The organism is Mesorhizobium sp. WSM1386 (genome assembly GCF_055901595.1).
Map to the genome: position 1 here is coordinate 4,224,081 of NZ_CM148373.1, position 24,620 is coordinate 4,248,700.

Sequence of the window (24,620 nt, forward strand, 5' to 3'; positions counted from 1 at the left end):
CGTCTAAGGCTTGAGATGTCTCGACCTCAAGGTTCATCATCTTCTCTTGTCCGGTTGAGTGGCACCGCGCCAGCGGCGTGAACGGCGTGTGCCTGCGCGGCAAGGCAGGCTGGGGCGAGAACATGGCGTTCCTGACCGCCATGTCGAACTCGTTCGGCGCGCGCTGGTCCGACGAGAACTGGAAGCCGCAATTCGATCAGCCCGAGTGGAAGAAGACGCTGCAGTTCTATGTCGACCTGATGAAGGCCAACGGGCCCGAAGGAATGCATGGACTGGCCGCGCATCATGGCAAGCGTCAGCGCGATGGCAGGATTTGCCGGCGGCTTTTCATATACAAGGAGCCGTCGAAATCACGCCATGCCGCCATGCGCAATGCATCATCGTCATCGCTGGCCGCCGGGTCGAAAACGTGGGCGTCACATGGATCCCGGTCAATTTCGATTGTCCAGTCCTTAAGCGCCTTGCGAGCCATCTCTTCGACCTGGGCAAGGTCGCTGGTGAAGAAGAGGATTCGGCCGCTCGGGAACCCAACCCGGAACGAAGGCAATGTCGAAATCGATCTGGCGGTCCGGGCCGGCCGCGATCTCCAGCCGCTTGACGACGTCAGGATAGAGCTGCTTTGCGCGCTCTGGCCACATGTCTTGAATGGCCTCAGCTTGCAACTTCGTGCTCGGAACGTTGATCGGTTCCAGTCGCCGATGCGCGCCAACGACACCCGATTCATATCCTGAATGCAAGCCATGCGGACCGCCGCGGACGGGGACAGTCGGTCCCGCGTCCCGTCTTGCGGCCGGCGCTATGCTGACGCTCCTGCGGCTGTCCCGTTCACCGCCCGCGTCGGGGGCGAATTTCCTCCGTCCACCGCGCGACAATGCCCGCTGTTGCGGACGCGCGCAGGACTGCGGCTTATACGCCGTTCTTCCTTAGAGCGCCGACGGTCGCCGGCGCGCAGATGCCTGGGCATGGAACCGAACCGCGGGGCAGGGTATTGAATCGGACTATGTATCCGAGTTCCGCATGTCGCCTGTAGATGGCACCCTAAGCATCAGCAAAAGGCGCACACGGCGCAGGGCGGGTGAACCGAGCGTTGGCGGGTCGACATGCGTCCGCCCGACTATCGCAACCAACCCTGCCGCGGTTCTCATGCTGGTTGATCCCAGCACTCCAGACCCTGCCCGCTGCCACCCGGTGGCGGGCTTTTTTGTGCATTAGCGGAGCTTGATATTTCGAAGCAGGTTTTAAAGGCGGCAGCGTCCCCCGCTGCCAGCCGAGTGGCCCCAACCCTCGGCCGGGTCCGCCTCTGCCCGCCAGTGGGGGCGGACCCACCTGCGGCTCGCAGCGCCTGGTTGTTCAGTACAGCAAGTCGGCGAACTGAAACTCGGACACTCTCCCGCTGGCCTCGTCAGTCACCTCGATGAAGTAGTCTCCCGTCCTGTGGAGCGTCAAAGGTCGACCTGTTGCCACTTCCGCTGCACGAAAAGATGTCGGCGCTTCCGCGCGAAATTCCGCTATCACGCGCCCCGCCAAAAGCTCACGTATCTGATACGACACCGCCACCCCTCACGAATCATTCATTAGGGATACCTAACATAGCAGACGGGGGCGTCTAATGCAGTTTGGGTCGGGGCAGCGCGCGTTTAATATCAAACGTCTCTGGCAAGCTCGGTTCGTTGCCTTTCCTGACTGAAGCCGTCGTCATGGCATCGGCCGGGAGAAGGATTACCATCCTGGCCTTGGGCTCGGGCCAAATCGGCCTTCCAAACAGAAACAATACGGCTGCCAGGCCGCACGCGAGAAGGGCGGTGGCCAAGACATTCGCGATGATCTCTCCAAATTGCATCCTGCTCTCCGCAAACAAAATGCCCGCTGCCTCACCAGGAGGCGGCGGGCATCTTGTGAACTGACGGTGAAGGGACGTTTGTCCGTCAGTTCCGTGTCAATGAAGCGGCACGCCTTATGTTTCTGGGATAGGACCTTTGCGTCCGCCGATGGGACTTTGGTCCCACCATGAGGAGCGGTTTGTGTATTGGCCGTTCGTGCCAAATCACCTGGCGCAGGTCGCGCATGTCGACCTGCTGCCCGCAAGTCGGGCAGGTATAGAAATTGTCGTTCTTGTCGGCCGGCTCGCCGCCATGCTGCTTGCCGGGGATCGGTGGTCCAAGATCGGGTAGCTTCGTCAACGAGGCTGGCTTGTCCGACTTCCCCGCCCTACAATCAGCCGTCACCAGCCGTAAGCCATCGCGCGCCCTGTATTTGGTGGCCTTCGATCTCCTGCACCTGAACGGGCATGATTTGCGCAACATGCCGATGGAAGACCGCCGCGAAATCCTGCAGGAATTGATACCAGCCGTCGGCCGCATTCAGTTCAGCAAAGCCATGCCCGGCACCGCATGGTCTCAAAGCGTAAGGACAGCGTCTACCGCAGCGGGCCGACGATGAACTGGCGCAAGATCAAATGCTATGCCGAAAAGGAAATGGATATCATTAGCGTGCAGCGCGAGGTGGGAAAGGTGCTCATGGCCGACAAGGGCAGATATGCCGGCAGCGCTTTCGTCACCTTCAAGGCCGATATGCGCCAGCGCCTATGGGATCGCGTGCAAGGGAAAGTCGGCGGGCCAGCGCCAATCGATCTAAAGAAGGAAAAGGCCGAATGGCTGAAGCCTGGTTTGGTAGGCCGCGTGCGGTTCCTGAAGGGCGAGGAGAAGCTGCGCTATGCCAAGCTGCTGGATTACAGGGAGCAACCTTAGGGGGATGTGACCTTTGGAAGGCGACGAGACATGACTGCTTCGAGCAATTCGCGTTCGGTGGTGTGAGCATTTCGAAAAATTCCAACTACCATCGACGCTATTATCGCAGCGTCTCGGCTTAGGGGATCGAGATTTTCGGCGGCGCAAACCCTGTCGAAGACACGTTGGCAAACAGCCAGATCGTGAGGGCTGAGGCAGGTTCTAAAGCTACGCTGGTTCAGCATACGAACCTTCAGCCCCGCCTCAGTGCGGCGGCGGCGTTATATGATCCCATCAACGCTCAGTCGCTGAGCGTGTTCCCGGCTGAGATGGTTGGTTGATTTCATACAATGGGGTTGGCGCGGCGGTTTTGCTGGGCGCGGTTGCCGCCCCGACGAGTTTCAGGAGTATAGTCCTCGTTGCGGCGATCACCCTCAAACGGAGTTCGCTACCATGGCCAGGGCAAAACCTTCCAAGCAATTAGCACAGGCTGAAATCGAGCGTTTTCTGGCGGCTGCGGAAGCGCTGCACCTGAGCATCATCAAGCCGTTCATATCGCCACACTGCGACCACTACAGGCAGACGCGTGTCTTGCATGAGGCTCTGTTGAAAGCCGTGCGGGAAGTGACCGGGAAGGAAGTCGAGTTCATCCGGTGGAACACTACAGGTCCGGTGCTGCCCCCTACGCGATGCGCATAGCGACGGCATCAAGTCCGCCGTCGTAAATTCTCGTCAGGACGTGTTCCGCAGGTTCAGCCCTTGGGCAGTGCACCCGAGAAGGTCGCCACCGCCCAACCTTTGCCGGCCTGTTGGCGGCGCAACCCCAAACTCCCCACGATCCGTCGCAATCTATCCAGGAAGGTGGTTAATGGGACCACGTTTGCCGATCGCATCCGTATTGGCCGGTTTGTCCGTTGCCCCACGGTGGATCCCCCACTGCACCGGCCATTCCTCCACGAGACCTGCCAGCGCGCGCAGACGGCTGTCGATGAGGAATCGGCAAGATGCGGGAACAGAGTTCAGACGCCGACGTTTTTCCCCAGGTCACGCGATTTGCGCGTGTAGAACTAACGGAGGAAAAAATGGGCATCAAAATGCTTACGATGGGCGCGATGGCGCTCGCAATGATGACGGGCTCAGCGCTGGCAGGCAGCAGCACCACTTCCGCGCTCGATGATCCTGCAAAGATGTCACCTTTCTTCACGGATGCCGGCATGAAAACCTTGAGGTCGGAAGCGGATTTCAAGACCGCGTGGATGTCCATGAAACCGGATGAACAAAAGGCGGTGCTGAAAGACTGCGGCGACACCACACTCAACAAGTCGCACGCAGATTTCTGCGCCATGGCGAAGAAGATGGGCGGCTAAAAATAACCGCTCTAGTGCCCGAGACAGCCTGCTCGAGCGCGCGACGGACGCCGGGATCGAGGCGATCGTTCTTTCGCCGTTCACGGAGGACTTCAACGAAGACCTCCGCCATTTCGGACTTGCCGCCTTCCGGGCCTCGATTGCGGACCAGCTCATGCGCAAAGATCGCGTCCGCTATCTTACACAGGCAGCATAAGCCGGGAGGGGAAACGTGCGGCGTGCGGTGTGGCCCCATGGCATGGATGGGAGCCCGCCGGCAGAAAACTGCGGCCAGGCCTTCAAGAGGGCGATCGGCCCACAGGCGTGCCGGTCAGGCAATGGCGGCGGCCGACTATTTTCCGGCGGCGCGCTACAATCGCGAATGGCAGCGATTGGGCGCGACGCCGTTCCATCGCGAGGCAAAATAGCCGGCCGCCGCCATTCTCCGCTACGCTCCGACCCTCCGCTTCGCTGCGGTTGTCGAACCGTCCCCCCCGTGGGCTCTCGTCGCCATGAAGGCCGCGAGGGTCGCGGTTAAACCGACGGGAGCATCCCCATGAGCGAGCACGACGACACCGAACCGCACCACGCCGCTTCTCCGACCGATCACATCCTGACCGAACTCCAGCTCTTTGGCTGGCGCCCATTTGCCGACGAGCCCGATCCGCGACCGCTCCCCGGCGGCGACCGCGTGGCCGGAGCCGTGGCCGACATCTTTGACGCCCTTATCGCCACATTGGCCGACACGCGCCTTGAACCCGACCTCGATGACGTCCTCTGGTCCGTCACCAACGTCTTCCACCGTGCTGTACAACGGATCGAGCGGCAACTGGACGACAACGAGCAGGTCTAGCGCCGCCTGCAGCGCGAACAAGACGGCACCGAAATCAAAGCGGTTGAACTCGAGACACTCACCGCCCAAGGCCAGACCATGATCGAACGGCGCGACGCCTTCGAGATCATGCGTGACCAGGCCGCCGAACACTACGATCAGCATACCGGCTCGGCTTGGCGACCGCGCACCGGGTCGATGGTCAACCGCCACCATCTCACCGCCGCGATGATCGATAGCCGCGACTTCCTCGCTGCAAGGCGGCGCGCGGAAACCGAAATCATGTTACCCGCCGGCCCCAAGATCGCCTTCTCCGGCGGCGATACTGCTGATCACGAGCTGATCTGGGCAAAGCTCGACCAAATCCGCGCCAAACACCCCGACATGGTGCTGATGCACGGCGGATCACCGAAAGGTCCTGAAAAGATCGCCGCCCGCTGGGCCGATCATCGCAAGGTGCCGCAGGTCGCCTTCAAGCCCGACTGGAGCAAGCATGCCAAGGCCGCCCCCTTCAAGCGCAACGACCAGATGTTGGCGGTCATGCCGATCGGGGTCATCATCTTTCGGGGCACCGGCATTCAGGAGAACCTGGCGGACAAGGCCCGCAAGCTCGGCATTCCGGTCTATCGGCTCGGCAGCTCGTAGCGCCGCTCACATACCAAATCCCAGTCGAGGTGTGGTCAGCGCTTTTCGACAAGCTCACCGAAGTGGACGAACGTCACAACGCGAACGGCGGCTTTGCGCCGGTGGGTTCAACCGGTCGCCGCAACACCTTTAATCTGAGAGGATTGGGAGGTGTCGCATGGTGACGTCACGGATCTGGTTTACCCCGGAGCAGAAGGCCGAGCTTTGGGAGCGGTGGAAGCAGGGTCAGAGCATTTCATCGATCTCGCGGGCACTAGACCGCCGGACCAAGGGCGGCGTTCAGCGGATCGTATCCTTACACGGCGGCATTGCTCCGTCAGCAAGGCGTAGAGCGGCCTCGGCGCTCGAGCTGGGGGAGCGCGAAGAGGTCTCTCGCGGGATTGCGGCAGGTCTTGCCATCCGCGCTATTGCACGAAGTCTGGGGCGATCCCATCAACGATCAGTCGCGAGATCTCGCGCAATGGCGGTGCCCAAGCGTATCGAGCAACCCGAGCCGACAAGCAGGCTTGGCAGCGCGCGCTTCGCCCGAAGCAATGTCGCCTGGCATGCTCTGGACGGCTAAAGTGGCGGGTGGCGCAAAAGCTGGCACTGCAATGGTCGCCGGATATTGCGGGTTGGCTGAAGCGAGCGTACCCAGGCGATCCAAGCATGCGGATATCTCATGAAGCGATCTATCGCAGCCTGTTCATCCAGTCGCGAGGGGTGCTCAAGAAGGAGCTGACAGCCCATCTGCGCACCAAACGACAGATGCGCCTCGGCAAAGGTGCACAGAGCAACCGAACGGGGCAAGGTCAAATCCTCGATATGGTCTCCATCCGCGAGCGTCCCGCCGAGGCGGAGGATCGTGCCATCCCAGGTCATTGGGAGGGTGATCTGCTCACCGGAGCAAACGACACGAACATCGTCACCCTGGTCGAGCGACACAGCCGGTTCACGATGCTTGTGAAGTTGGCCAGAAGGGACTCAGCGACTGTCGTGGCGGCCCTCGCCGAGAAAATCGGCACATTGCCCCAAGAGCTGCGGCGCTCGCTGACATGGGACCAAGGCAAGGAGATGGCTCGTCATAAGAGCTTCACCGTCGCAACCGATCTCCAGGTCTACTTCTGCGACCCGCGCAGTCCCTGGCAACGCGGCAGCAACGAAAATACCAACGGCCTGCTCAGGCAGTACTTCCCCAGAACAACCAACTTCTCGCAGGTCCCGCAGGCCCGACTCGACAGCGTCGCCCTGCGGCTCAATCAGCGCCCCCGAAAAACCCTGGACTTCGAAACACCCGCCGATAGGCTACACAAGGTGTTGCAGTGACCGGTTGAACCCACCGCCCGATTTCGGTCGCTCGAAGTGATAGTCGCCGCGCCTAAAGGCAGCCGTTCATTCGATGCGCTTAAAGAATGACAGCTGCCGCCTGCGGGGAGTTCGACCGAGCCAGCGAGTTCGCTTGGGAAAACGCGGGGCGCGTCGTGACGCAGGTGATGCCGAGCCCACAATCACTTCGGCGACCGCATTGCTCCAAGCCGTCGCCGCACGTTACCCATGCGCGTCGTCCGTGTTCGGGACGGGCTTTCACTTCCATGCGTCTGAAGCATCATCAGGAGAGTTTAGCTTGCGCATTCGCGTAACAAAGTTGTGATTTTCGCATCAAGTCTGCGGGCGACAGCAAGAGCCTCCAAACTACCATAGGAGAGCAGATAACTCTCCATTTTGTCGTAGGAGACATGCACGCCATCGGGACGTTCATCAACGAGAACTGTAACTGGAGCGTAAGATCCAGCATCGGGAACGTGCTTGACCATTTCTTTCATGATGAGTGGATTGCCCACCAAAAGCCGCATGCTCTTGTGAGTCTCGGCCCCGGTTTCGCGGCGCAGAATGGCACCCAAGTCGAATTCCGCGAAGAGCATGAGAGCTGTGCGGCCGAGGCCGCCTTGCACAATGCGCTCCAAATCCGGAAAGGAATTTGCAGCCCTCGTCGCCTTGAAAAATTCGACCATGTCAGGTTGCCCGACCGCTGACTTGAGCGCGGCAACAACGGCGTCGAATGGTTTGGAACACGTCAGGCTGAAACGCTCAACCTCGACCTTTGCGATTGTCATTTCTTTCTCCGCAACAGCTCTCAAGAATAAGGTGTGACAACCGCCCACTACGCTTCCAGGAAGGTTCGGACGTGGTTGACGAACAATTCGGGATACTGAAATAGCGAGCCATGGCCGGAATCGGGATAGATTACCAGCTGGGCGTCGCTTAGAGCCTTGAACATTGCGTAGGCGTTGTCTGCGGGCAGCATGGTGTCGTGGCTGCCGCTGAGCACAAGGGCTGGCTGATGGATGGCGCGCAGAGTGGCGTGCTCGGGATCAGGAGTTGCGCACCAGGTAATCAGCGCCTTGGCCTGCGGATCGGTCACCGTGCTGCCGTTGTCGGTATCACGATCTTCCTTACGCACCTTCGCCCGCTTCAGAAACGCCAGGCCGGCCTGCTGGCTGGCGGACGACTTCGTGAAGAACAGCGGCAGGCGGGGGTCCGGCGCCTCGGTTTGGGAAAACGCGTCCTGCAGAACCGCCAACAGATGCTCCTCACCACCTTTCGGAGCCGTGCCGACGAGGATGAGCTTGCGGACCAGCGTTGTGTGCTCGGCGGCGATCTGCTGGGCGACGCATCCGCCGAGAGAAAACCCCAGAAGGTCGACTTCGGAGAGCCCGTGCAGGTTGATAAAGGCGACCGCGTCTCGGGCCATTGCTTCGATATTGTCCGGCGTTTGTCCTGTCGAGCGGCCGACCCCGGCGTTGTCAAAAACGATCACCGGGCGATCGGCGGCCAGGGCATTCACGACTGCGGGATCCCATGCATCGATGTTCCCCGAGAAATGCTGCAGAAAAACCAGCGGCGTTCCGGTCGATGGGCCGAGGCGGCGATAGGCAAAGCGGATACCGGCGCCTTCGATGTAACGGGTAGGCGCCGTTTCCAGCGTGGCGTCGTCCTGGCTCGCGGTGTCGAACTCAGTCATGTCATCCTCCGGATGCTTGGCGTAAAATAGTTGGGTGAGAGTAGCTGGTGCGGTTCAGCCAGGTCCGAGCCGCTCGCGGCCCAAGGCATCGCGTAGTCCGCCCAGCACGCGAGGCGCTCCCGGCACGAAGTGCCGGGAGCGGTATCGTCACTTCACGAGCGCGGCCTTTTCAATCACTGCGGCGACTTCCTTGGCGTGGATGACCAGGGAGGCATGGCTGCCGGCGACCTCCGTCGTCTGTGCCTTCATCCTGTTGGCGAAGATCTTCTGGACCTCGGGTGCGATGACCTTGTCCTTCGTGCTGATCACATAGAACGTCGGCTTGTCGTGCCAAGCTGCCCTATCGACGGGGGCCTCGAACGCCGTGTGGTTCAACGGGAGCTGATGATTTGCCAAGGATTCTGCGATCTCCGGAGGAAGGTCGGCCGCGACTGCCGCAGGAAACACTTTGGGATCGATGTAGAGGTTGCCCTTTTCGTCGGGATGAATCGCCGCGGCTCCTTCGGTTGCCGGGCCGCTCTTGGCTAAGCTCGCCAGAGATTCTCCCACGTCAGGCGCGAATGCGGAGACGTAGACGAGCGCCGAGACGTTGGGATCGCCACCTGCCTGCGTGATGACCACACCGCCCCAGGAGTGGCCAACGAGAACGGTCTTGCCGTTCTGTCTGGCGAGCGCCTGTTTGGTGGCATCGACGTCCGCCGCCAGGGAGGTGAGCGGGTTTTCGACGAGCGTTACATTATAGCCCTTCTTCGTGAGGATATCGGCAACCGCCTTCCAGCTCGTCTGGTCGACGAAAGCGCCGTGGACGAGCACGATATTGTGGGCCGCCCCCTTGGGCAGCTGAGCTGATTGGGCCGGGGCGGCAACTGCTGCTCCGGCCATGAGGACGGTGGCGACGGTGAGTAGAAGATTTCGCATTGGTTGCTCCTGTTGAGATGACGGACGACGGCGGGTCCGGGGAAGGGCAGGCGTGTCGGCAACAGCCGCGGTTCTCCCATCTGCCGTTCGGGTGATGGTTGCCGCGCGACCCGTTGGCTCGACTTGCGATCAACTAGTACGTGGAGCATTTGGACGTTAGGCCTCAATCGTCCGAATATTGTGTCTGACCGTCCGTCGCACTACCATCGGGACGATGGACATCCTCGCTGAAGTGCTCGATCGCGTTCGCCTGGGCGGAACCTTGCTGTTCCACTTCGAGCTCGGCCATCCCTGGAATCTTGCGTTGGCAAAGCGCCCCTACGCCCTGTTCCACTATCTCAGCCGTGGCTCAGCCACCCTCGCGCTCGAAAGTGGACGAGAACTCCACATGACGGAGGGCGACTTTGTTGTCGTCACGCGTGGCGAGCCCCATGCGCTCTACTCGGACAGCCGGATCGAACCGTTACCGATTCTCCATATCGATCGACTGGACGGGCGTCTTGGGCTCGTTCGTCACGGAGGCGGCGAGCAGCCGCACGCGACGATGATCTGTGGCAATTTCACTGTGGCACGGCCCTCGCGCGGCAGTGTTTTGGAGTTGCTTCCGCCCCTGCTTCTCCTCAAGCCGACGGAAGACGGAGGATGGCTCGAGGCGATTCTGCAACGCATGGTGAGCGAGGCGGCGCACGCGCGTCCTGGCCAAGGCGTTGCACTCTCACGACTGACAGAAGTGCTCTTCGTCGAGGTGTTGCGAAGCTGGATCAAGTCGCTCGGCCCCGGGGAAGGCGGTTGGCTGGGGGCGATGGCGGACCCGCACATAGGACCGGCACTTCAGTTGATCCATGAACGACCGGATCGGCCCTGGACGCTTGGCGAGCTTGGGCAAAGCGTGGGGCTTGGTCGGTCGGCGTTTTCGGCTCGTTTCACCAAGCTCGTTGGCGAGCCCATGTACCGCTATCTTATCGCACGCCGAATGTCGGAGGCCGCTTTTCTGCTCGAAACAAGCGACGAGGGAATTGCTCGGATTGCGACCCGTGTCGGCTATGAGACCGCGGCCGCATTTTCGAAGCTGTTCCATCGACACCATGGCCTATCACCTGGCCGTTATCGAGTAGTTCGCCGGTCAGACGGTGGCCGAAGGCAAGGGGGCGTTTCGGAAGCAAAAGTCGCCGATTGACCTCGACCAAGCTGGCTTAGGGCGATGGACGGCGGCGCGTCTCCCGGCTGGGGTGCCCAGTTTTTGTTCACAAATGGCGCGCCGGGAGACACGAACTCTGGTCGAGTTTGGCTTGATCAAAGGCGCGGCGACTGCTTGCGCGAGATTGCTTCTAATGGGGACAGTCTACTTGCGGCCCCAAATCGGTTATTCGCTGGCGGCGGAGATCACTCTTCGAGCCGAGGTGCGGCGTTCGCGCGGACGGAATGGGACAGGCGGGTTCGGCAGATCGCTTGTCGTATCTCGCCAGCCATTGTCCGTCCATCAATCTCCAGGAACGAAGCACCATCCCTCGCTGATCGTTGATGGCTTGACGCCAATAACCCGCAAAGGGCCGGACTACGCGAAGCGTGCCGCCGCTCCGGCTTCACCTTCGCGGTAATTGCGGCCGTCAGCCGAACACATCGGGCGCCTGTCAGCGGGGGGATGATCCTCCGCTTCAAACAGGAGCCGATCAATGTCCGTTGCCGACGCACATGCCTTCGCCTTCAGCCTCGCCGCCACCCTCTGGGTGCGAGCGTCAGTTGCGCGTTGCGCGCGGGCACCACGATTGAAACCAAGGGATTGTCCGCCACGTCTCCCTACCCGCGCTTGGTTCGGAGGTAGAACAGGATTCCTGAAGCATAGCCGGCGATTTCATGCCAAAGGAACCGATCCTCGGGAATCCTGCGTCCAAGCAGCCTTCTGCGAACTCTGCCGAGGTACCAAAGCGGCTTCCATTTGAAAGCCTGTTTTAAATTCGCCTTGACGCCAGTTCGTTCATGCTGGACGAGCAATGCGGCCGAGTGACCGCGCATGTAGAAGTAGATTTGCTTAGCCAGACCGTCCATCGTCCGCCTGTGGAAATGGAACGCGACGGAGGTTGGCTGGTAAAGGCAGTCATATCCGTTGGCGAGCAACCGATACCAATATTCGGAGTCGCCTGAACACCCAGCCTGGCCGACGTCGAGGCGTTCGTCAAACAATCCCGCGCGGTCAAACACCTCGCGTCGAAAGGCCATGCTGGCACCGGCGCCGATTTTCCAGGCCGGGAACACGTCGTGCTTGCTGGCAGCAAAGTCGGCCGCGCGGAAAAATTGAGGCCTGTAGCCTTGCCCGAAGCTCCAGAACGTCTCGAAATAAAGCTGGGCTTCGGTGGCAATTTCGGCGGGCAGTACAAGGCCCGTCACTGCGCCGATCGAAGGTCTGTCGAATGCCGTGATCAGCTGCTCAAGCCATTGCGGATGAAGCAAGACGTCGTCGTCGGTGTAGGCGATGATTTCCGAGGATGCGCGCTTAGCGCCCCGATTGCGGGCAATATCCAAGCCAGGTCGATCCTCGCGGACGTATATTGCGCCGGCAGCGAGTGCTACCTCGCGCGTTTGGCTGCCTGTCGATGCGTTGTCGACCACGATGACTTCTGCCGGCGGGACGCTTTGCTGTGGAAGCGAGGAGAGGCAACGACGCAACTCATCCGGCCTGTCGCGTGTGCATATGATCACGCTGGCGTTCGGTAGGTCCGGAAACGGTGGAGCTGGTCTTCGGTCAGGCGAGGCCGCGATTGGGGCGGCGCGGCATTCACCGTCGCTCCCTCTAAGAAGATGCCCGACTGGAAGCCCGCCGCGCCACAGCACGATCATGCCAGAATCGCAATCCTTGGGAGCAGCTTCAGTGTCTAAATCCACGTGCCGGATACCTGAGCAGCCATCCGGGCCAAACAGCTTGTGCAGTTCTGAGTTCAACAAATTTGCGCGCCGATTCGGCGTGACGGACATCTTCACCAGCTCATTTCGCCATAGAGGGGCCGAAATTCGTTCTTGTCGTTCCGCATTCGTCTCACGCATATCTTGAGCCATTGAGGAACCAGTCGGGCCCTGCAATACTCTTCGAGCATATTGGGCATGCGAGAGATCGCAACGCCCGGTTCCATCACAAAGAACCTCCTCAGCAGCTCGCCGGCTGCGAAAAATCGTCCCTCAATCAAAGCTCGTGTAGCAAGCCAATGAATCATGTCGAAGAAATGGGCGTCGAAATCGCTCGCGAATGACGGATATTTTTCACGAAATTCGGCAAGGACGATTTCGCAGGAACGAAGCATTTGCATGACATCGCTCGACATATTGACGTTTGTCATCCGGTAACCGACAAGGTACTGAGGCACGAGGCGAAATTCGTAATTTTCGGCTATCCTTAGGCACATTAGAAGGTCCTCGCAGCCTTGTGCGTTCCTGGCTCGCAAGGACGGATCGAATTGTCCCACCCGCTCGAATGCGGAGCGACGTAGGAGCATCGAACTTCCGTTGCCGACCAGGTTTTGTCTGCACATGCGCTGGAGAACGTGACCTTCGGCGTCAGGCTGATGGCGCAGCGAGAATACCCGGCCATCCTGGTCGATATGCGCAAACCAGCAATATGCCAAGCCCGCCGAGGAGCCACCTTCCCGCAAGGCGCGCAATTGCAGTGCGATTTTCGAGGGAGCCCAAAGATCATCTGCGTCGACAAACGCCAGAAACTCCGCGTCCGTGGAAGCCGCGCCGCGGTTGCGAGCGTGCGCAACGCCGCCATTCGACTGCCCTATGAGGCGTATACGTCGATCTTTCTCGGCATAGGAGGCTACAATTGATGGAGACTCGTCCGTCGAACCATCGTCCACCACGATAATGTCCAATGCCTGGTAGGTCTGCTGGCAGATGCTGGTCAGGGTGGAGCGAATGGTTCGCTCGGCATTGAACATAGGGACTATGACGCCAACCGTGGCTTTGTCCTGGATCATCGGCGACTTCGTTTTCTCCCCCCGGAACGGTAAAAACGGCTGTGCTGCCATGCTGTCAGTACTGCTCTTCAATGATCGGCGAATTCGCGGCGAAAATTACTCGGGCGTTCCCAGCCGCCTCACCAGGAATTGCGATCGCGACAAAATCATGTCGAAATCCAAGAAGCAGGCGCGAGATCCATCGCGCTCAATCGCTGCTTCATTAGCTTTTCCTGATTAATCCAGTCAACCCACAGGCTCGGATCGGCGACTCCTGATCGTGACGCTGTTCGGTCGGACCCTGTGAGGGCAGGGCCGGGGAGTCGAGCGGCACTGCCGGACGCCGGGGAACTATTGCTTCTGGTTAATTGGAGACGGCAAGCCACTCGCGGCTTCGTCAGCGCTTAGTCCAGCCATGTAATGGGTTGCCAAAATATCAGCGGCCCCTGTCATGTTTTGCATCTACACATTTTTGCTTCGGCCTGGAACCGCGGCTTGTGGCGATGCACACGATTCACAAGTTGGCCAAAACTTTCGGCGATTTGCCCATTTGACGACGCGCATGCCCCCACGCCTAATGGCGGCCGTTGGTTCAACGCGTGCTAATAGCTGACAGACGGGTTACGGCCCCATGTCGGAATGCTGCCGAGCTTTGCTGCGTTAGGTTGGTTGGGTCATGTTGAAGTTTAGTCCTGCCGTCCAAAATTCGATAAACCTGCATTCGAGAACAGCAAACAGCTTTCGCGAAGTCTCCGACGGAGTGATTGTCTCGTCACCAGTCGCACGGTCCGAAGCTTGCATTTCATTCTCCATCCGCAGAACGGCAGAACGCGTTTGGCTGCCTTGTCCCTATCCTAGGCGACCGTATTGTTTTTGGCAGACCGATTACGAGATAAGCAGCGAGGCGTGCTATATGGGGGATGAAGATTTCCCCAATGGCCGTTTTTCCGGCCATGCTTGCCGCCCCCGCCTTCAATGAGATCGTGCTCGCTCGCGCCCTGCGGTCAAGCCTAGCGCAGCAGCGGGCGCTAACGCGTGCTTTGCTTGAGGAACTTGCCCGTTTCGCATGGATGTCAGGGACGCCTCTGGGCAGACTTTCTCAACAGATTGGCTTCGGGGGCACGACAGGCCGGGCCTCCTTCACTTGGTAAAGAACGCACTTTGAATCATTTTGAAACGCGCTTCCAAACAGTGTAGCAATTACCCTTCGCTGGAAGGGACGCCGCGATGATTTCAACGCAAACAGACATCGCCCGAGCGGCTATCGAAGCCAGCTTCCTGTCGCGACACAATTCCTTGGTCGGAGCCGCTGCATTCCGCCAGGATGGATCGAACCAGACGGACGATTGCGGTATCACGAGAACTGCTGAAAAGGCTTCGCCAGCGCCAGCGCGATGATGCTCACAAGGCGAGGGCAGATGCAGAACCGGCCCCAACAACAGTGTCCGCATTCGACGCCGACATTATCCGCAAGGTGTTCCACGATATGGTATTGGAAACGGGAGTGCCTGACTGTCATGGCGGGATCTGGCTAAGAGCTTGGTTTTCGAGTTCACCGGGTGCGAGCAGATTAAAGCTGGCTTGGTTGACTGGATTGTCTCAGGCGCTACCCAGCCGTAGGGATGAACGGGCAGTGCACTAGCGTTCAGACTCAATCAACGTAGAGGGCTGATCTTGCCTTCAGTTCCGAGAAGGCAAATTCTCTGCCTATCGAGCGGACTCGTGAGGATCAATGTTCAAGAAAATAGTTGAGAGAGTGCCAGTTGGCGCCGCTGACCCGGTAAGCGACCTGATTGGTCTGATCGATTTGATCGAGATGGAGTTGGGGCTCTCGACGGGTGGCAAAAGCGTGCGCAACCGTCTCTCCGAGGTCATCAGTGAAATTCGCCGATCCGAAGGTGTCGCGAGCCAGGAGAGTGTGAGCGTTTTGCTCGATGTTATCGAACGACTGGGTAAGATTGAGCGGCTTTTGTCCGACTATTGGTCTGACACTGGTTCTGAAACTTCCAACAGTTGACGCTTCAACTTGTACGGCGAGAAGAGCGTGATCCATCAGACCAGAATGCGATGAGCGTTGCGAGTGCGACGGCGGAGAGAAAATTCCTTGCGAGCTTGTCCTAGGTAAGCGCTGTTCTGGTGGCACCTTTCGCGCGTGGTCGTGAGGAACGATGTTCGGAGCCTTTGAGGGCTTCGACACATGACGATTTCAGAGCTTACGCTTAAATCCAGCAATCTTGAGCCCGCGCGCCGTTTCGAGGTGTTCACGGGTTCCGGTCGGCGGCGCGAATGGCTGCCGGAAGAGAAAGCCCGGATCGTGGCTGAAAGTTACGATGCCGGCGAGACCGTGAGTGCCGTGGCCCGCCGGTATGCATTGTCCCCGCAGCAGTTGTTCGCCTGGCGTCGGGCTGCTCGTGTGCCGTTGGCGGAAGCGCTGGCACCGGAACCGTTGTTCGTGCCGGCAGTGGTGCCGGCTCCGAAGCCGGAACCGACGGGGAAACAACAGCCACAACGCAAACGGAAAGCTGCTCGCGACGCCGGCGTATCGAGTTGGAGATCGACGGCGTCGCCATGCGGGTCGGCCGTGGCGCCGACGCCAAGACGGTGGCGGCGGTGATCCGCGCGCTGAAGGCGACGTCGTGATCGAGCCGACGGGTGCGGTCAAGGTCATGGTGGCGACGAAGCCGGTGGACTTCCGCAAGGGCGCGGAGGGCCTGGCGGCGCTGGTGCGCGAGACGATGGGCGCCGATCCGTTCAGCGGCGCGATCTACGTCTTCCGCGCCAAACGCACGGATCGGATCAAGCTGATCTTCTGGGACGGCACCGGCGTCTGCCTCTATGCCAAGCGCTTGGAGGACGGGGAGTTCCGCTGGCCAAAGGTTCAGGATGGCGTGATGCAGCTGACGGCGGCGCAGTTCTCGGCGCTGCTCGAAGGACTCGACTGGCGGCGCGTCCACGAGGCGCGCCGGACCCGTGTTCCAGCCCAGGCGGGCTGACCCGCGACCAAGTGAATCAGCCTGGATTCCGCTGTCGCGGGCTGTCGACGAATATGGTCTGATCCACTCATGGCGATGACGGCGGACCAGCTTCCCGACGATCCGGATGCGCTGAAGGCGATGGTGCTGGCGCGCGACGTCGAGAACGCCCGGTTGATCCAGATCATCAAGGAATTGCAGCGCCACCGCTTCGGCCGTCGTGCTGAGACGCTGCCGGAAGACCAGCTGCTGCTGGGACTTGAAGAAGCCGAGCAGATCGAGGCGGCCGGCGAGGAGGAGAACGAACAGGCTGCTCCCATGGAGCGTCAGGCGCGTGTCACAAGCGTCGGGCGAACCGCGGTGCGTTGCCACCCCATCTGCCACGCACGGAGATGGTGGTCGACATCGAGGACCATGCCTGCCCGTGCTGCCGCAAGGACTTGCATCGGATCGGCGAGGACGTAAGCGAGCGGCTCGACATCGTTCCGGCGCAGCTGCGTGTGATCGTCGTGCGCCGACCCAAATATGCCTGCCGAGCCTGCGAAGACGTGATCGTTCAGGCTCCCGCGCCCGCCCGGCTGATCGAAGGCGGCCTGCCGACCGAGGCGACGGTTGCCCAGGTTCTGGTCTCCAAATATGCCGACCACCTGCCGCTGTATCGCCAGGCGCAGATCTACGCCCGGCAGGGCATCAATCTCGACCGCTCGACACTCGCGGACTGGGTTGGCCGTGTCGCCTGGCACCTGCGTCCGGTTCACGAACGGCTGCTGGCGAAGCTGAAGTCCTCGCCAAAGCTCTTCGCCGACGAGACCACGGCGCCGGTGCTCGATCCCGGTCGCGGCAAAACGAAGACCGGCCAGCTCTGGGCCTATGCCCGCGATGATCGGCCATGGGACGGAGCCGATCCGCCCGGCGTCGCCTATGTCTACGCGCCCGACCGCAAAGCTGAGCGTCCGATCGCTCATCTCGCGGGCTTCACAGGAATCCTGCAGGTGGACGGCTATGGCGGCTATCGCGTGCTCGCCGACAAGAGCGGCGTGACGCTCGCCTTCTGCTGGGCGCACGTGCGCCGGCGCTTCTACGAACTCGCCGCGGCCGGTCCCGCGCCAATCGCCTGCGAGGCGCTGAGACAGATCGCCGAACTTTATCGCATCGAAGACGACATCCGTGGACGATCGGCGGAGCAGCGTCGTGCCGTGCGCCAGGAAAAGAGCCTGCCGATCACCGTCGCTCTCGAGCCCTGGCTGCGCGAGAAGCTCGGGCTGATCAGCCAGAAGACCAAGCTCGCCGAGGCAATCCGCTACACGCTGTCGCGTTGGGAAGGCCTCTCGCGCTTCCTCGATGATGGCCGCATCGAGATCGATAGCAACTCTGTTGAACGCTCGATCCGTCCTATCGCGCTAAACCGCAAGAATGCACTCTTTGCCGGATCGGACGGCGGCGCCGAGCACTGGGCCGTCGTCGCTTCGCTAATCGAAACCTGCAAACTCAACGGCGTCGAGCCCCTCGGCTATCTCGCCGATGTCCTCACCAGGATCGTCAATGGCCACCCGAACAGCCAGATCGACGACCTCTTGCCATGGGCCTACATCCAGGCTCACGAACTCAGCGCAGTGGCCTGAGAACATCGCTTACTGTCCTAGCGGGTTGCGATGCGGCGGAAATCCTTGAGCCTGCAGAAGGCAGCTTCGATACGCCATTGTCGGCGATCAGGTATAGCGCGCGTCCGGCGGCATCCAGCAGCGGCTTGGCCATCGTGATGTCGGCGACATTGCTGCCCGCCGCTGCGAGGTCGACCACTGCCCAGCATAGACGTTCGATCACTCCATACGATGCGCAGGATTCCTGAGTGCGAAGAGGGAACTCTTCCGGCGTCTCGAAGTTCGGGCTCGCATTGGAGAACCGAGATGCGCATCAATCCAGCTTTCAACGACAATAATCTTTCAAGCAAGAAGCCGGTCAAGGCGACTGAAACCACGCTTAAGGATCAAATAGAAGAAGCCAGAGCGCGGCTCAGATACAAAATGGCACGGCGGGCGATGAAACTTAAGGGGAAACACTGAGATGCCGTGGTCGAGCGATGACGGCCGTAACGAGCGAGCTACAGCGGCTGCGACACTTATTGTAGAAAAAGAAAGGGCCGAACGTGCTGCCAAAACTGCGCGGTTGAAAGAAGCCCGTCTGGCACAGGAACCAACCGTGCCCTCGCTGATAAAGCGCACCTCAAAAGGTACGAAGAAGGTGCGCCGGATTTTTGTGGCAGGCTAGGAGGCGCATGACTCGTGCGCAAGCCGAAACCAGCTCACTGGTTGTGGCGCAATGGCCCGGCGGCCTGTTGGCAGGCCCCAACGATGCCTATGGCGGCTTCACGCGCTCGCACGACTTAGAAGGAAAACCGGGTAAGCTCAAAGCCCGCTCAGCTTCTTCTGAAGGGTGATGCTCAAGCTCAGCAGCCTTTCACCAGTCTCGTCCCTGACGTAGATCGCCAATTGCTGGCCATCGAGGTCCTTGAGGCATTCTCGCGCCAAATCTCTGAGCCCGTCCATGCCCTCTCGGCATGCTCCGTCCAACCCATCACATTCGATCCCCTCATCATCTTTCATGACTTCGTCGCGGACACTGCTGTCAAAGAAATATCTGGCCATGGAACACCTCTACTGCCACAACGCGTCAGCGGCCCTTTGGTGCAGATACGTGCCATCAAAATCCCCGGCGCGAACGAGCCCTGACCAGTCGGTAGCATGAAAACGCGAGCCCACGGTGGATATCAAACCGTCGCGTCTAAGTTCCTGAAGGACTCGGTTCACATGCACGGTGGAAAGGCCAAGCGCATCGCCAAGTGCAGCCTGCGTTATCGGAAGACGGGCCGCATGATCTTCGATGCGGCCGACCGCGCGGAGGCGGACAATGAGTTCGCACAGAATGTGAGCCATGCCAGCATAGGCGTCGCGTCTTCCGACGTTGGTGACCCACTCTCGATAGATCGCCGCATCGACAAGCGTCGAGCGCCAAAACACTGTGGTTATCGAAGGATGCTGGTCGCAAATAGCGCGAAGAGCGTCATGCCGCATGAAGCCCACCCGAGAGGCCATCAGAGGCGCAAAGGTGCAATCCATTACCGAGAGGTGCAGTCCATGAAGGTCGGGAATGTCGCCGGGAACAAAAAAGGAGGTGATCTGGCGCTTGCCGTCGCCTGTCATTTTGGTCGAGCCTATCAGACCGTCCAGAACAACAAACGAAAGCGTCGGATGGTCGCCCTCGCGCAGAATGTCTGCATTGGCCTGATATTCCTTCTCCTGAATTGCGACGTTTCCCAAGATCGCAGTGTCTGATGGTCCGAGGTCAGAGATCGTCTGGAGCTTGCGGATCAAAATGTTCGAGGAGGGAATCTTTGTCATCAAGAACCTGATTGGGGTTGGTGCCCAACTTACAGTGGGCACTAATGTTCCCCCGCTGTCCAGCCGAAGAGAGGACAGCCAGCGGTCAGCATTACATCCGCGAGGGCGACGCCCTCCGATCCTTCTTGATGGCTTTTGCCTCTCGTATCAGGGACGACCAACTCGCTCCTAAAAGCGAGATCAACTCGAGCGCCTGCGCCTCAGTGATGCCGGTTTCTTCCAAGAGCTTCTTGGCAAGGCCACGCTCGGAGGGTGTCATGTGACAGATCCTTTCAGGATCGCCCCAACCGTAGCATTTGATAAATGTTCCTCTCTATCTCCCCGATTTTAAGGGCAACTCAGGTCAGCAGGACGCGCTTGGACGCGCCGCGAAATCGCAGAGTGATGCAGCCGCTAGAGCGTGAGAAGGGCCGCAAGCTTTGTGTACGTTTTCGACTCTTGATTTATCGGGAAGCTGCGCCACAGAATAGGTGATTGAGGTTCTGTCTCTCTGGGAGGGTGGGATGGACAAACAAGCACCTGTCTGGCCTGCACGGCAAACAGCCAAAGAGCTGGTTTGCGAGGCTCTCCTGGGCTTCCAACCGGGCGACATGATATCCGTAAAGGCGACCATTGCAGAGGTCCGCGAGCGTGTCCGTGATCTTCACGAGACCGATTGCCAGTTGGTCGCGATGATCGTCGACTTTGCCACCAGACACAGGCTGTTCGTGGCGTTCGACATCCGCGAGCCCTGATGCCGCTGCGCTGGTTCAATCCCCCGGTCTATGTGAGGACCGACGTTCCGGGGGTTCGCCTTGGGGTCAGCCGTGTCGATACTGCCGCCGAGGAACTCCTGAAGTGGCCCAACCGTGGATCCAGATGGCGACTGGCGGCTGAGGCATGCCTTTCGGCCATGGATGGCAAGATGCCAGCCAACGAGTTCCGACTGCTGTTTAAGGACGCGGCTCAGGAGGAGGAGATGCTGCTGCCCGATTAACATGTGTTAGTCCGCGAGGAACCTTCGGGACTTCCGTTCGTTGCGCGTCGGGCGCAACAACAAGCCGCTAGCTTCCGATGACCTCAGGTGCTGTCCTAGTTGTGGAGGATGAGAGCCTCATCCTGTTGGACGTCGAGCAATCCCTCGTTGAGGCAGGGTTCGAGGCCATCGCGGTTTATACAGGCCATGATGCCATCGCGGCCTTTGATCTTAACCCGGAGCGTGTCGCGGCCTTGGTGACCGATGTGCGAATTGGCGACGGTTCCACCGGCTGGGAAGTCGCGCGTCACATGCGATCCGTCAACCCCACTTTGCCGGTCATCTACATGAGTGCCGATGGTGCGGAGGACTGGCCCTCACTCGGGGTACCAAATAGCCTCATGATAACCAAGCCGTTCGCCATGCCCCAGATCATCACCGGGGTGGCAACCCTTCTCAATCAACAAGCAGGCCTGACGGTTCTTGATTGACTACATGCCCGTGCCCGCAACGCACGAGCCCTCGCTCGGACATTTGCGCCAAACAATCCGGCCTCTTAAACTATCCTCATGATGCAACCGAGGTACGGCTTAAGGCAAGACTCAGACGGGAGTTGGACCGTATTCGACGTGTTTACCGGACAGCCAGCCGATGCATGGGGGGCACCGGCTGAATACCTAGATCAGGGGTACGCCGAGGATTTGGCAGCCCTCCTGAATTCAGAAGACCTCAAGCGTCGTTTGTCGCAAGGGAGAGTCGCCTGATGGCCGACACCGACAGATCCCTATTGTCGGCGCGGGTCAGTTCCGGCTGCCAGTAGATATTCCGGTTCAGTACCTATGCATCCGGGAATGGGGACCGAGCGCAAACGCATGCCGTGGCCACTCTGTATTTTTAGGCAGACTCGAGGTGCATGACTATCATAGGTGATTGTGCCTGCGGGTGACGCTGCGTAATGGACAGCTCACAGTAGTTTCCGAGAGAGGACCGTATGTTGTATCCGGGTCGATTTTTGGGGCCGAGCGATATCGTGAAGCTTGCCCACGTGTGTGTGACGGTCTGCAATGAGCGCGGCGTAGCGCTTGCTTCGCAGGACGGAGAGCGCATAGCTGCGCACGTACTCCGGCTTTTTATGAATGGCCTGACTGCGGAGAGCGAACTGCTCGACGCTGAGAGGAACTGGGCTAGGCGGCCTGACCTGTCGCGAGAGCAGGTTAGCGCCAAGTGCGTAGACATTCGAGAGGCCGCGTGATTCATGCTCATCAAATGAGAGGTAGCGGTCAAGAAAGCAGTTTGCGGGCCTTAATTATGGGCAGGATTTCTCGGCGACCGGCTTCTGTTTCGGCGCTTTCTCCCTGATCTCGTTCAAGGATGGACTGTTCCGGAACATCTTGGTGTCGCCAGCACGAGCGAACGCGCGGGCGCATACCCGATTGGCGTCTAGAGGGCTCGCCCCACTTGGGGAGGTGCGAGCCCGGCCAAGGGTTGCCTTTCCTTGACCAGCAGCGCTAGGCGCTGCCACCGCTGGAACGGGTTCTTGAACACGAGGTTCTACAAAGGACAAAAAAGCGCATGCCATTCACGACCAATGCACATGATCGACGGCCTTATAGGCGGCCTCGCCGCCGCAACGCTTCGCTCCGTAAAAATCGTACAGAGAACTTTTTTCGCGATCCGAACTTAGAAGGGAATGCCCCGTTTTTTCTTCGACTTAGCCGATGACGGCGAAATTCACCCCGACACCGAAGGTGTCGACCTTCCCACCTTGGAATCCGTTGAGAACGAAGCGACTAGAGCCCTTCTCGAAATAGTCAAGGATCAGAAGTCGCACGGCTTCAGAGAAGTTGCCTTCCGCGTCCGAGACCAAGCGAGCCAGCTGTTCGTCGTCAAGGTCACGTTCGAACTGTCACGTGAGGTACGCGATGGATGAGGCCCAACTGCAGCTATTCCTGAACGTCGCCCGATGGCGCATTCAGCGGACTTTGGGCCACATAACCGACGCTATTTTGGCAAGTGAAGAGACGCGGCACACAATCGAGGAATCTCGCAAGCTGCTAGAGCGGATAGCTGATAAGGCGGGAGCTACCCGTACGAACTGACCGGCTATCAGCGGCTATTATGGAATTGTATTATTGCGTGGCCTTTAGCCAGTCGGTCCTGAGTCGGCCGTGGAGGAGCTGGAAGGCGCCTGACCGTTGTTTGTCAGGAATGACAGAGAGGCAAGCTTGCCACTGGCGACAACCTTTGCTTGCCTACCCGTTCCGCAATGAAAGGAGGCAGGCATGGAACGGTATTTCTCGGTGGCTATTGTGACGCTGCTTTGCAGCCTGATGACCTTTGGCATGGCGCTGACAGTCGCCAGAACCCACAAGAAGGCGGGGATTCTTGCCCCGACGATGACTGGCGATCCGCTGCTTGAGCGGACAATCCGCGCCCATTCAAACTCAATCGAATGGCTGCCGATCTTTCTGCCGTCGATGTGGCTTTTCGCTGTCTACTGGAACGCTCCATGGGCGGCTGCACTGGGGCTGCTATGGATAGTCGGGAGGCTTGCCTATTTCGTCGGTTACCGGTCCGCGCCGCTGAAGCGGTACCCCGGCTTCTTTATTCAAGCTCTCGCCGCATTCGCCCTACTTTTCGGCGCCCTTGGCAGGATCATATTCTTGATGATGCCGGGTTAGAACGGATTAGCGTATGTCAGGTAGCTAACCACGGGAGAGTGACTTTGCCGCATCGATCCCTACCCGGCGCTCCCCGCGTGGAACCGAACCAGCGTTCTCCCATTACAGGTCAGGCGACTGGAAGGACGCGCACAATGGAAATCCAAGGAATATACGCCGCGCTCGCGACATCGAGCATGGGCGATGCAGAGAAGTTCTATACTCACCTGTTCGGCCGGGGGCCGGATGATCGTCCCATGCAAGGGTTGATCCAATGGCGTGGCGTGGCAGGCGCTAACATCCAGATCTTCCAGGACAAAGAGAATGCAGGGTCAGGTAGACTGACCATTGTCGTGCCCAGAATAGATGATGCCCGCAAATCGCTCGAAGAAATTGGAGTGAGGCTGACCGCCGAATCGGAGGGCGACTACGGAAGGATCGCTCAGTTTGCGGACCCTGACGGAAATCGCATCACTCTTGCGGAGCCACCCTCGAGGCCCTTCAAAACATAACAAGCCCGAAGCGCGCCCTCTCATCGCAACGCATCAGCATCGCGCGTTCCGGCGTGGTGACCCACTCTTGCGAGAGGTGCTCTCACAGGACTAATCGGGCAAATGGCCCCTGGCAGAGGAACCGCCCTATGATCCGGCGCGGGGTGGGATTGGATGACGCCAAGATTCATAGCCAAACAGCTTTCATGGCCGACTGGGATCGGTGGTTGGCTTGTCCGGGCAGGCATGAACCGCGGCAATGCCCGGCTGAACACTTACGCCCTAGATCAATTGCTGTTGGTTCCGGAAGATCGTGCCGTGGAAGTCGGATTCGGCGGTGGGACGGTGCTGCCGCGACTTCTCGAGGGCGCACTATTCGTCTGCGGCGTTGATCGCTCTGAGAGCGTCGTGGACGCCGCCGCGCGTCGGTTCACTGATGCAGTCAATGCCGGGTGAGCCGAGTTTCGGGTCGACACAGTTGAGGGCCTGCCCTTGCCGGATGCGACATTCCAAGGCTCTCAGCGTCCACACAGTGTTTTCTGGCAAAGCCTTAAAGCTGGGTCCGCGGAACTCGGACGTGTGCTCAAGCCAGGCGGACGAGTCGTGCTTGGCCTCCTTCCGAAGATGCATATGGATCGGATGGGACGGCAATGCGCCCGATCTCGGACGTAGAGGTAAACCTAGCTGCTCCTGAAAGCGGACATCCCGCTCGCCGACTTCTTCCGATCC

General features: G+C 59.7%; 24 protein-coding genes and 5 pseudogenes. 21 read left to right on the top strand and 8 right to left on the bottom strand.

What is annotated here, in order from left to right; all coding sequences use genetic code 11:
* Positions 1 to 80: 80 nt before the first annotated feature.
* The 7 genes and pseudogenes from AC0NIH_RS20630 to AC0NIH_RS20660 all read left to right on the top strand — a co-directional run.
* Positions 81 to 263, top strand: a pseudogene (locus AC0NIH_RS20630) (extracellular solute-binding protein); the annotation flags it as partial.
* A 1,927-nt stretch (positions 264 to 2,190) separates the two neighbouring features.
* Positions 2,191 to 2,439, top strand: a complete 249-nt coding sequence (locus tag AC0NIH_RS20635; RefSeq protein ID WP_473469835.1) for an ATP-dependent DNA ligase — start codon at positions 2,191 to 2,193, stop codon at positions 2,437 to 2,439.
* Complete coding sequence (locus AC0NIH_RS20640) at positions 2,436 to 2,747, top strand: hypothetical protein (protein ID WP_473469837.1); 312 nt, start codon at positions 2,436 to 2,438, stop codon at positions 2,745 to 2,747. Before AC0NIH_RS20635 ends, AC0NIH_RS20640 begins: the two co-directional genes overlap by 4 nt.
* A gap of 432 nt (positions 2,748 to 3,179) precedes the next feature.
* On the top strand, positions 3,180 to 3,425 hold the full coding sequence (locus AC0NIH_RS20645; protein WP_473469839.1) for a hypothetical protein: 246 nt from the start codon (positions 3,180 to 3,182) through the stop codon (positions 3,423 to 3,425).
* A 383-nt stretch (positions 3,426 to 3,808) separates the two neighbouring features.
* Positions 3,809 to 4,093, top strand: coding sequence for a hypothetical protein (locus AC0NIH_RS20650; RefSeq protein ID WP_474025040.1), 285 nt, complete (start codon positions 3,809 to 3,811; stop codon positions 4,091 to 4,093).
* 535 nt (positions 4,094 to 4,628) lie between these two features.
* A pseudogene (locus AC0NIH_RS20655) lies at positions 4,629 to 5,549 on the top strand (DUF2493 domain-containing protein).
* A 157-nt stretch (positions 5,550 to 5,706) separates the two neighbouring features.
* Positions 5,707 to 6,862: pseudogene (locus tag AC0NIH_RS20660) on the top strand (IS30 family transposase).
* Between the two features lie 285 nt (positions 6,863 to 7,147).
* Here AC0NIH_RS20660 and AC0NIH_RS20665 read toward each other — a convergent pair.
* From AC0NIH_RS20665 to AC0NIH_RS20675, 3 genes are all read right to left on the bottom strand, one after another.
* Positions 7,148 to 7,642 (bottom strand): DUF302 domain-containing protein, encoded by a 495-nt coding sequence (locus AC0NIH_RS20665; RefSeq protein ID WP_473469801.1) that lies wholly within the window; start codon positions 7,640 to 7,642, stop codon positions 7,148 to 7,150.
* Between the two features lie 47 nt (positions 7,643 to 7,689).
* The gene (locus tag AC0NIH_RS20670; RefSeq protein WP_473469799.1) at positions 7,690 to 8,550 is read right to left on the bottom strand and encodes an alpha/beta fold hydrolase; all 861 of its coding nucleotides are present in this window, start codon (positions 8,548 to 8,550) and stop codon (positions 7,690 to 7,692) included.
* 147 nt (positions 8,551 to 8,697) lie between these two features.
* Positions 8,698 to 9,468 (bottom strand): alpha/beta hydrolase, encoded by a 771-nt coding sequence (locus AC0NIH_RS20675; RefSeq protein ID WP_473469798.1) that lies wholly within the window; start codon positions 9,466 to 9,468, stop codon positions 8,698 to 8,700.
* A 214-nt stretch (positions 9,469 to 9,682) separates the two neighbouring features.
* Between AC0NIH_RS20675 and AC0NIH_RS20680 the strand changes: the two genes are divergently transcribed.
* Positions 9,683 to 10,645, top strand: coding sequence for a cupin domain-containing protein (locus tag AC0NIH_RS20680; RefSeq protein ID WP_473469796.1), 963 nt, complete (start codon positions 9,683 to 9,685; stop codon positions 10,643 to 10,645).
* A gap of 620 nt (positions 10,646 to 11,265) precedes the next feature.
* Here the strand turns inward: AC0NIH_RS20680 and AC0NIH_RS20685 are convergent.
* Together AC0NIH_RS20685 and AC0NIH_RS20690 are read right to left on the bottom strand one after the other, a co-directional pair.
* A complete protein-coding gene (locus AC0NIH_RS20685) occupies positions 11,266 to 12,438 on the bottom strand; it encodes a glycosyltransferase family 2 protein (protein WP_474025270.1) in 1,173 nt (390 codons plus the stop codon).
* A 2-nt stretch (positions 12,439 to 12,440) separates the two neighbouring features.
* Complete coding sequence (locus AC0NIH_RS20690) at positions 12,441 to 13,487, bottom strand: glycosyltransferase family 2 protein (RefSeq protein WP_474025041.1); 1,047 nt, start codon at positions 13,485 to 13,487, stop codon at positions 12,441 to 12,443.
* A gap of 1,660 nt (positions 13,488 to 15,147) precedes the next feature.
* On the opposite strand from AC0NIH_RS20690, the gene AC0NIH_RS20695 reads away from it, so the two are divergent.
* The 4 genes and pseudogenes from AC0NIH_RS20695 (at position 15,148) to tnpC (ending at position 18,009) form a co-directional block, all read left to right on the top strand.
* Positions 15,148 to 15,432 (top strand): hypothetical protein, encoded by a 285-nt coding sequence (locus tag AC0NIH_RS20695; RefSeq protein WP_473469493.1) that lies wholly within the window; start codon positions 15,148 to 15,150, stop codon positions 15,430 to 15,432.
* Positions 15,433 to 15,612: 180 nt separating this feature from the next.
* A pseudogene (locus AC0NIH_RS20700) lies at positions 15,613 to 15,879 on the top strand (transposase); the annotation flags it as partial.
* A 202-nt stretch (positions 15,880 to 16,081) separates the two neighbouring features.
* Complete coding sequence (gene tnpB / locus AC0NIH_RS20705) at positions 16,082 to 16,408, top strand: IS66 family insertion sequence element accessory protein TnpB (protein ID WP_473469497.1); 327 nt, start codon at positions 16,082 to 16,084, stop codon at positions 16,406 to 16,408.
* 69 nt (positions 16,409 to 16,477) lie between these two features.
* Positions 16,478 to 18,009 (top strand): annotated as a pseudogene (gene tnpC / locus AC0NIH_RS20710) (IS66 family transposase).
* On the opposite strand, the gene AC0NIH_RS20715 reads toward tnpC, so the two are convergent.
* On the bottom strand, positions 17,993 to 18,211 hold the full coding sequence (locus AC0NIH_RS20715) for a hypothetical protein (RefSeq protein ID WP_473469491.1): 219 nt from the start codon (positions 18,209 to 18,211) through the stop codon (positions 17,993 to 17,995). The pseudogene tnpC and the gene AC0NIH_RS20715 overlap by 17 nt on opposite strands.
* Positions 18,212 to 18,294: 83 nt before the next feature.
* Between AC0NIH_RS20715 and AC0NIH_RS20720 the strand changes: the two genes are divergently transcribed.
* Positions 18,295 to 18,450 (top strand): hypothetical protein, encoded by a 156-nt coding sequence (locus AC0NIH_RS20720; protein ID WP_473469490.1) that lies wholly within the window; start codon positions 18,295 to 18,297, stop codon positions 18,448 to 18,450.
* A gap of 1 nt (position 18,451) precedes the next feature.
* Entirely contained in the window at positions 18,452 to 18,655 is a 204-nt protein-coding gene (locus AC0NIH_RS20725) for a hypothetical protein (protein WP_473469488.1), read from the top strand.
* Positions 18,656 to 18,792: 137 nt separating this feature from the next.
* Here AC0NIH_RS20725 and AC0NIH_RS20730 read toward each other — a convergent pair whose 3' ends face one another.
* On the bottom strand, positions 18,793 to 19,032 hold the full coding sequence (locus AC0NIH_RS20730; protein ID WP_473469486.1) for a DUF6894 family protein: 240 nt from the start codon (positions 19,030 to 19,032) through the stop codon (positions 18,793 to 18,795).
* A gap of 9 nt (positions 19,033 to 19,041) precedes the next feature.
* Positions 19,042 to 19,785, bottom strand: a complete 744-nt coding sequence (locus AC0NIH_RS20735; RefSeq protein WP_473469485.1) for a Crp/Fnr family transcriptional regulator — start codon at positions 19,783 to 19,785, stop codon at positions 19,042 to 19,044.
* Between the two features lie 503 nt (positions 19,786 to 20,288).
* Between AC0NIH_RS20735 and AC0NIH_RS20740 the strand changes: the two genes are divergently transcribed.
* The 7 genes from AC0NIH_RS20740 to AC0NIH_RS20770 all read left to right on the top strand — a co-directional run bounded on the left by AC0NIH_RS20740 (position 20,289) and on the right by AC0NIH_RS20770 (position 24,347).
* Entirely contained in the window at positions 20,289 to 20,519 is a 231-nt protein-coding gene (locus tag AC0NIH_RS20740) for a hypothetical protein (protein WP_473469483.1), read from the top strand.
* Positions 20,519 to 20,761: a DUF982 domain-containing protein gene (locus AC0NIH_RS20745; protein WP_473469482.1), complete on the top strand. Its 243-nt coding sequence runs from the start codon at positions 20,519 to 20,521 to the stop codon at positions 20,759 to 20,761. Before AC0NIH_RS20740 ends, AC0NIH_RS20745 begins: the two co-directional genes overlap by 1 nt.
* Positions 20,762 to 20,886: 125 nt before the next feature.
* Positions 20,887 to 21,231, top strand: a complete 345-nt coding sequence (locus AC0NIH_RS20750; RefSeq protein ID WP_474025042.1) for a response regulator — start codon at positions 20,887 to 20,889, stop codon at positions 21,229 to 21,231.
* Positions 21,232 to 22,430: 1,199 nt separating this feature from the next.
* Positions 22,431 to 22,670: a DUF6894 family protein gene (locus AC0NIH_RS20755; RefSeq protein ID WP_224687929.1), complete on the top strand. Its 240-nt coding sequence runs from the start codon at positions 22,431 to 22,433 to the stop codon at positions 22,668 to 22,670.
* Between the two features lie 352 nt (positions 22,671 to 23,022).
* Positions 23,023 to 23,421, top strand: coding sequence for an MAPEG family protein (locus AC0NIH_RS20760; protein WP_473469478.1), 399 nt, complete (start codon positions 23,023 to 23,025; stop codon positions 23,419 to 23,421).
* A 134-nt stretch (positions 23,422 to 23,555) separates the two neighbouring features.
* Complete coding sequence (locus AC0NIH_RS20765) at positions 23,556 to 23,912, top strand: VOC family protein (protein WP_224685736.1); 357 nt, start codon at positions 23,556 to 23,558, stop codon at positions 23,910 to 23,912.
* A 225-nt stretch (positions 23,913 to 24,137) separates the two neighbouring features.
* Entirely contained in the window at positions 24,138 to 24,347 is a 210-nt protein-coding gene (locus AC0NIH_RS20770; RefSeq protein WP_473469476.1) for a class I SAM-dependent methyltransferase, read from the top strand.
* Positions 24,348 to 24,620 lie beyond the last annotated feature (273 nt).

What these genes read in the sequence shown, in the direction of transcription:
- AC0NIH_RS20640 (WP_473469837.1), top strand. Translation starts at nt 2,436, where the DNA reads ATGAACTGGCGCAAGATCAAATGCTATGCCGAAAAGGAAATGGATATC.
- AC0NIH_RS20645 (WP_473469839.1), top strand. Translation starts at nt 3,180, where the DNA reads ATGGCCAGGGCAAAACCTTCCAAGCAATTAGCACAGGCTGAAATCGAG.
- AC0NIH_RS20650 (WP_474025040.1), top strand. Translation starts at nt 3,809, where the DNA reads ATGGGCATCAAAATGCTTACGATGGGCGCGATGGCGCTCGCAATGATG.
- AC0NIH_RS20665 (WP_473469801.1), bottom strand. Translation starts at nt 7,642, where the DNA reads ATGACAATCGCAAAGGTCGAGGTTGAGCGTTTCAGCCTGACGTGTTCC.
- AC0NIH_RS20670 (WP_473469799.1), bottom strand. Translation starts at nt 8,550, where the DNA reads ATGACTGAGTTCGACACCGCGAGCCAGGACGACGCCACGCTGGAAACG.
- AC0NIH_RS20675 (WP_473469798.1), bottom strand. Translation starts at nt 9,468, where the DNA reads ATGCGAAATCTTCTACTCACCGTCGCCACCGTCCTCATGGCCGGAGCA.
- AC0NIH_RS20680 (WP_473469796.1), top strand. Translation starts at nt 9,683, where the DNA reads ATGGACATCCTCGCTGAAGTGCTCGATCGCGTTCGCCTGGGCGGAACC.
- AC0NIH_RS20685 (WP_474025270.1), bottom strand. Translation starts at nt 12,438, where the DNA reads ATGTCCGTCACGCCGAATCGGCGCGCAAATTTGTTGAACTCAGAACTG.
- AC0NIH_RS20690 (WP_474025041.1), bottom strand. Translation starts at nt 13,487, where the DNA reads ATGGCAGCACAGCCGTTTTTACCGTTCCGGGGGGAGAAAACGAAGTCG.
- AC0NIH_RS20695 (WP_473469493.1), top strand. Translation starts at nt 15,148, where the DNA reads ATGTTCAAGAAAATAGTTGAGAGAGTGCCAGTTGGCGCCGCTGACCCG.
- tnpB (WP_473469497.1), top strand. Translation starts at nt 16,082, where the DNA reads ATGGTGGCGACGAAGCCGGTGGACTTCCGCAAGGGCGCGGAGGGCCTG.
- AC0NIH_RS20720 (WP_473469490.1), top strand. Translation starts at nt 18,295, where the DNA reads ATGCGCATCAATCCAGCTTTCAACGACAATAATCTTTCAAGCAAGAAG.
- AC0NIH_RS20725 (WP_473469488.1), top strand. Translation starts at nt 18,452, where the DNA reads ATGCCGTGGTCGAGCGATGACGGCCGTAACGAGCGAGCTACAGCGGCT.
- AC0NIH_RS20730 (WP_473469486.1), bottom strand. Translation starts at nt 19,032, where the DNA reads ATGGCCAGATATTTCTTTGACAGCAGTGTCCGCGACGAAGTCATGAAA.
- AC0NIH_RS20735 (WP_473469485.1), bottom strand. Translation starts at nt 19,785, where the DNA reads ATGACAAAGATTCCCTCCTCGAACATTTTGATCCGCAAGCTCCAGACG.
- AC0NIH_RS20740 (WP_473469483.1), top strand. Translation starts at nt 20,289, where the DNA reads ATGGACAAACAAGCACCTGTCTGGCCTGCACGGCAAACAGCCAAAGAG.
- AC0NIH_RS20745 (WP_473469482.1), top strand. Translation starts at nt 20,519, where the DNA reads ATGCCGCTGCGCTGGTTCAATCCCCCGGTCTATGTGAGGACCGACGTT.
- AC0NIH_RS20755 (WP_224687929.1), top strand. Translation starts at nt 22,431, where the DNA reads ATGCCCCGTTTTTTCTTCGACTTAGCCGATGACGGCGAAATTCACCCC.
- AC0NIH_RS20760 (WP_473469478.1), top strand. Translation starts at nt 23,023, where the DNA reads ATGGAACGGTATTTCTCGGTGGCTATTGTGACGCTGCTTTGCAGCCTG.
- AC0NIH_RS20765 (WP_224685736.1), top strand. Translation starts at nt 23,556, where the DNA reads ATGGAAATCCAAGGAATATACGCCGCGCTCGCGACATCGAGCATGGGC.
- AC0NIH_RS20770 (WP_473469476.1), top strand. Translation starts at nt 24,138, where the DNA reads ATGAACCGCGGCAATGCCCGGCTGAACACTTACGCCCTAGATCAATTG.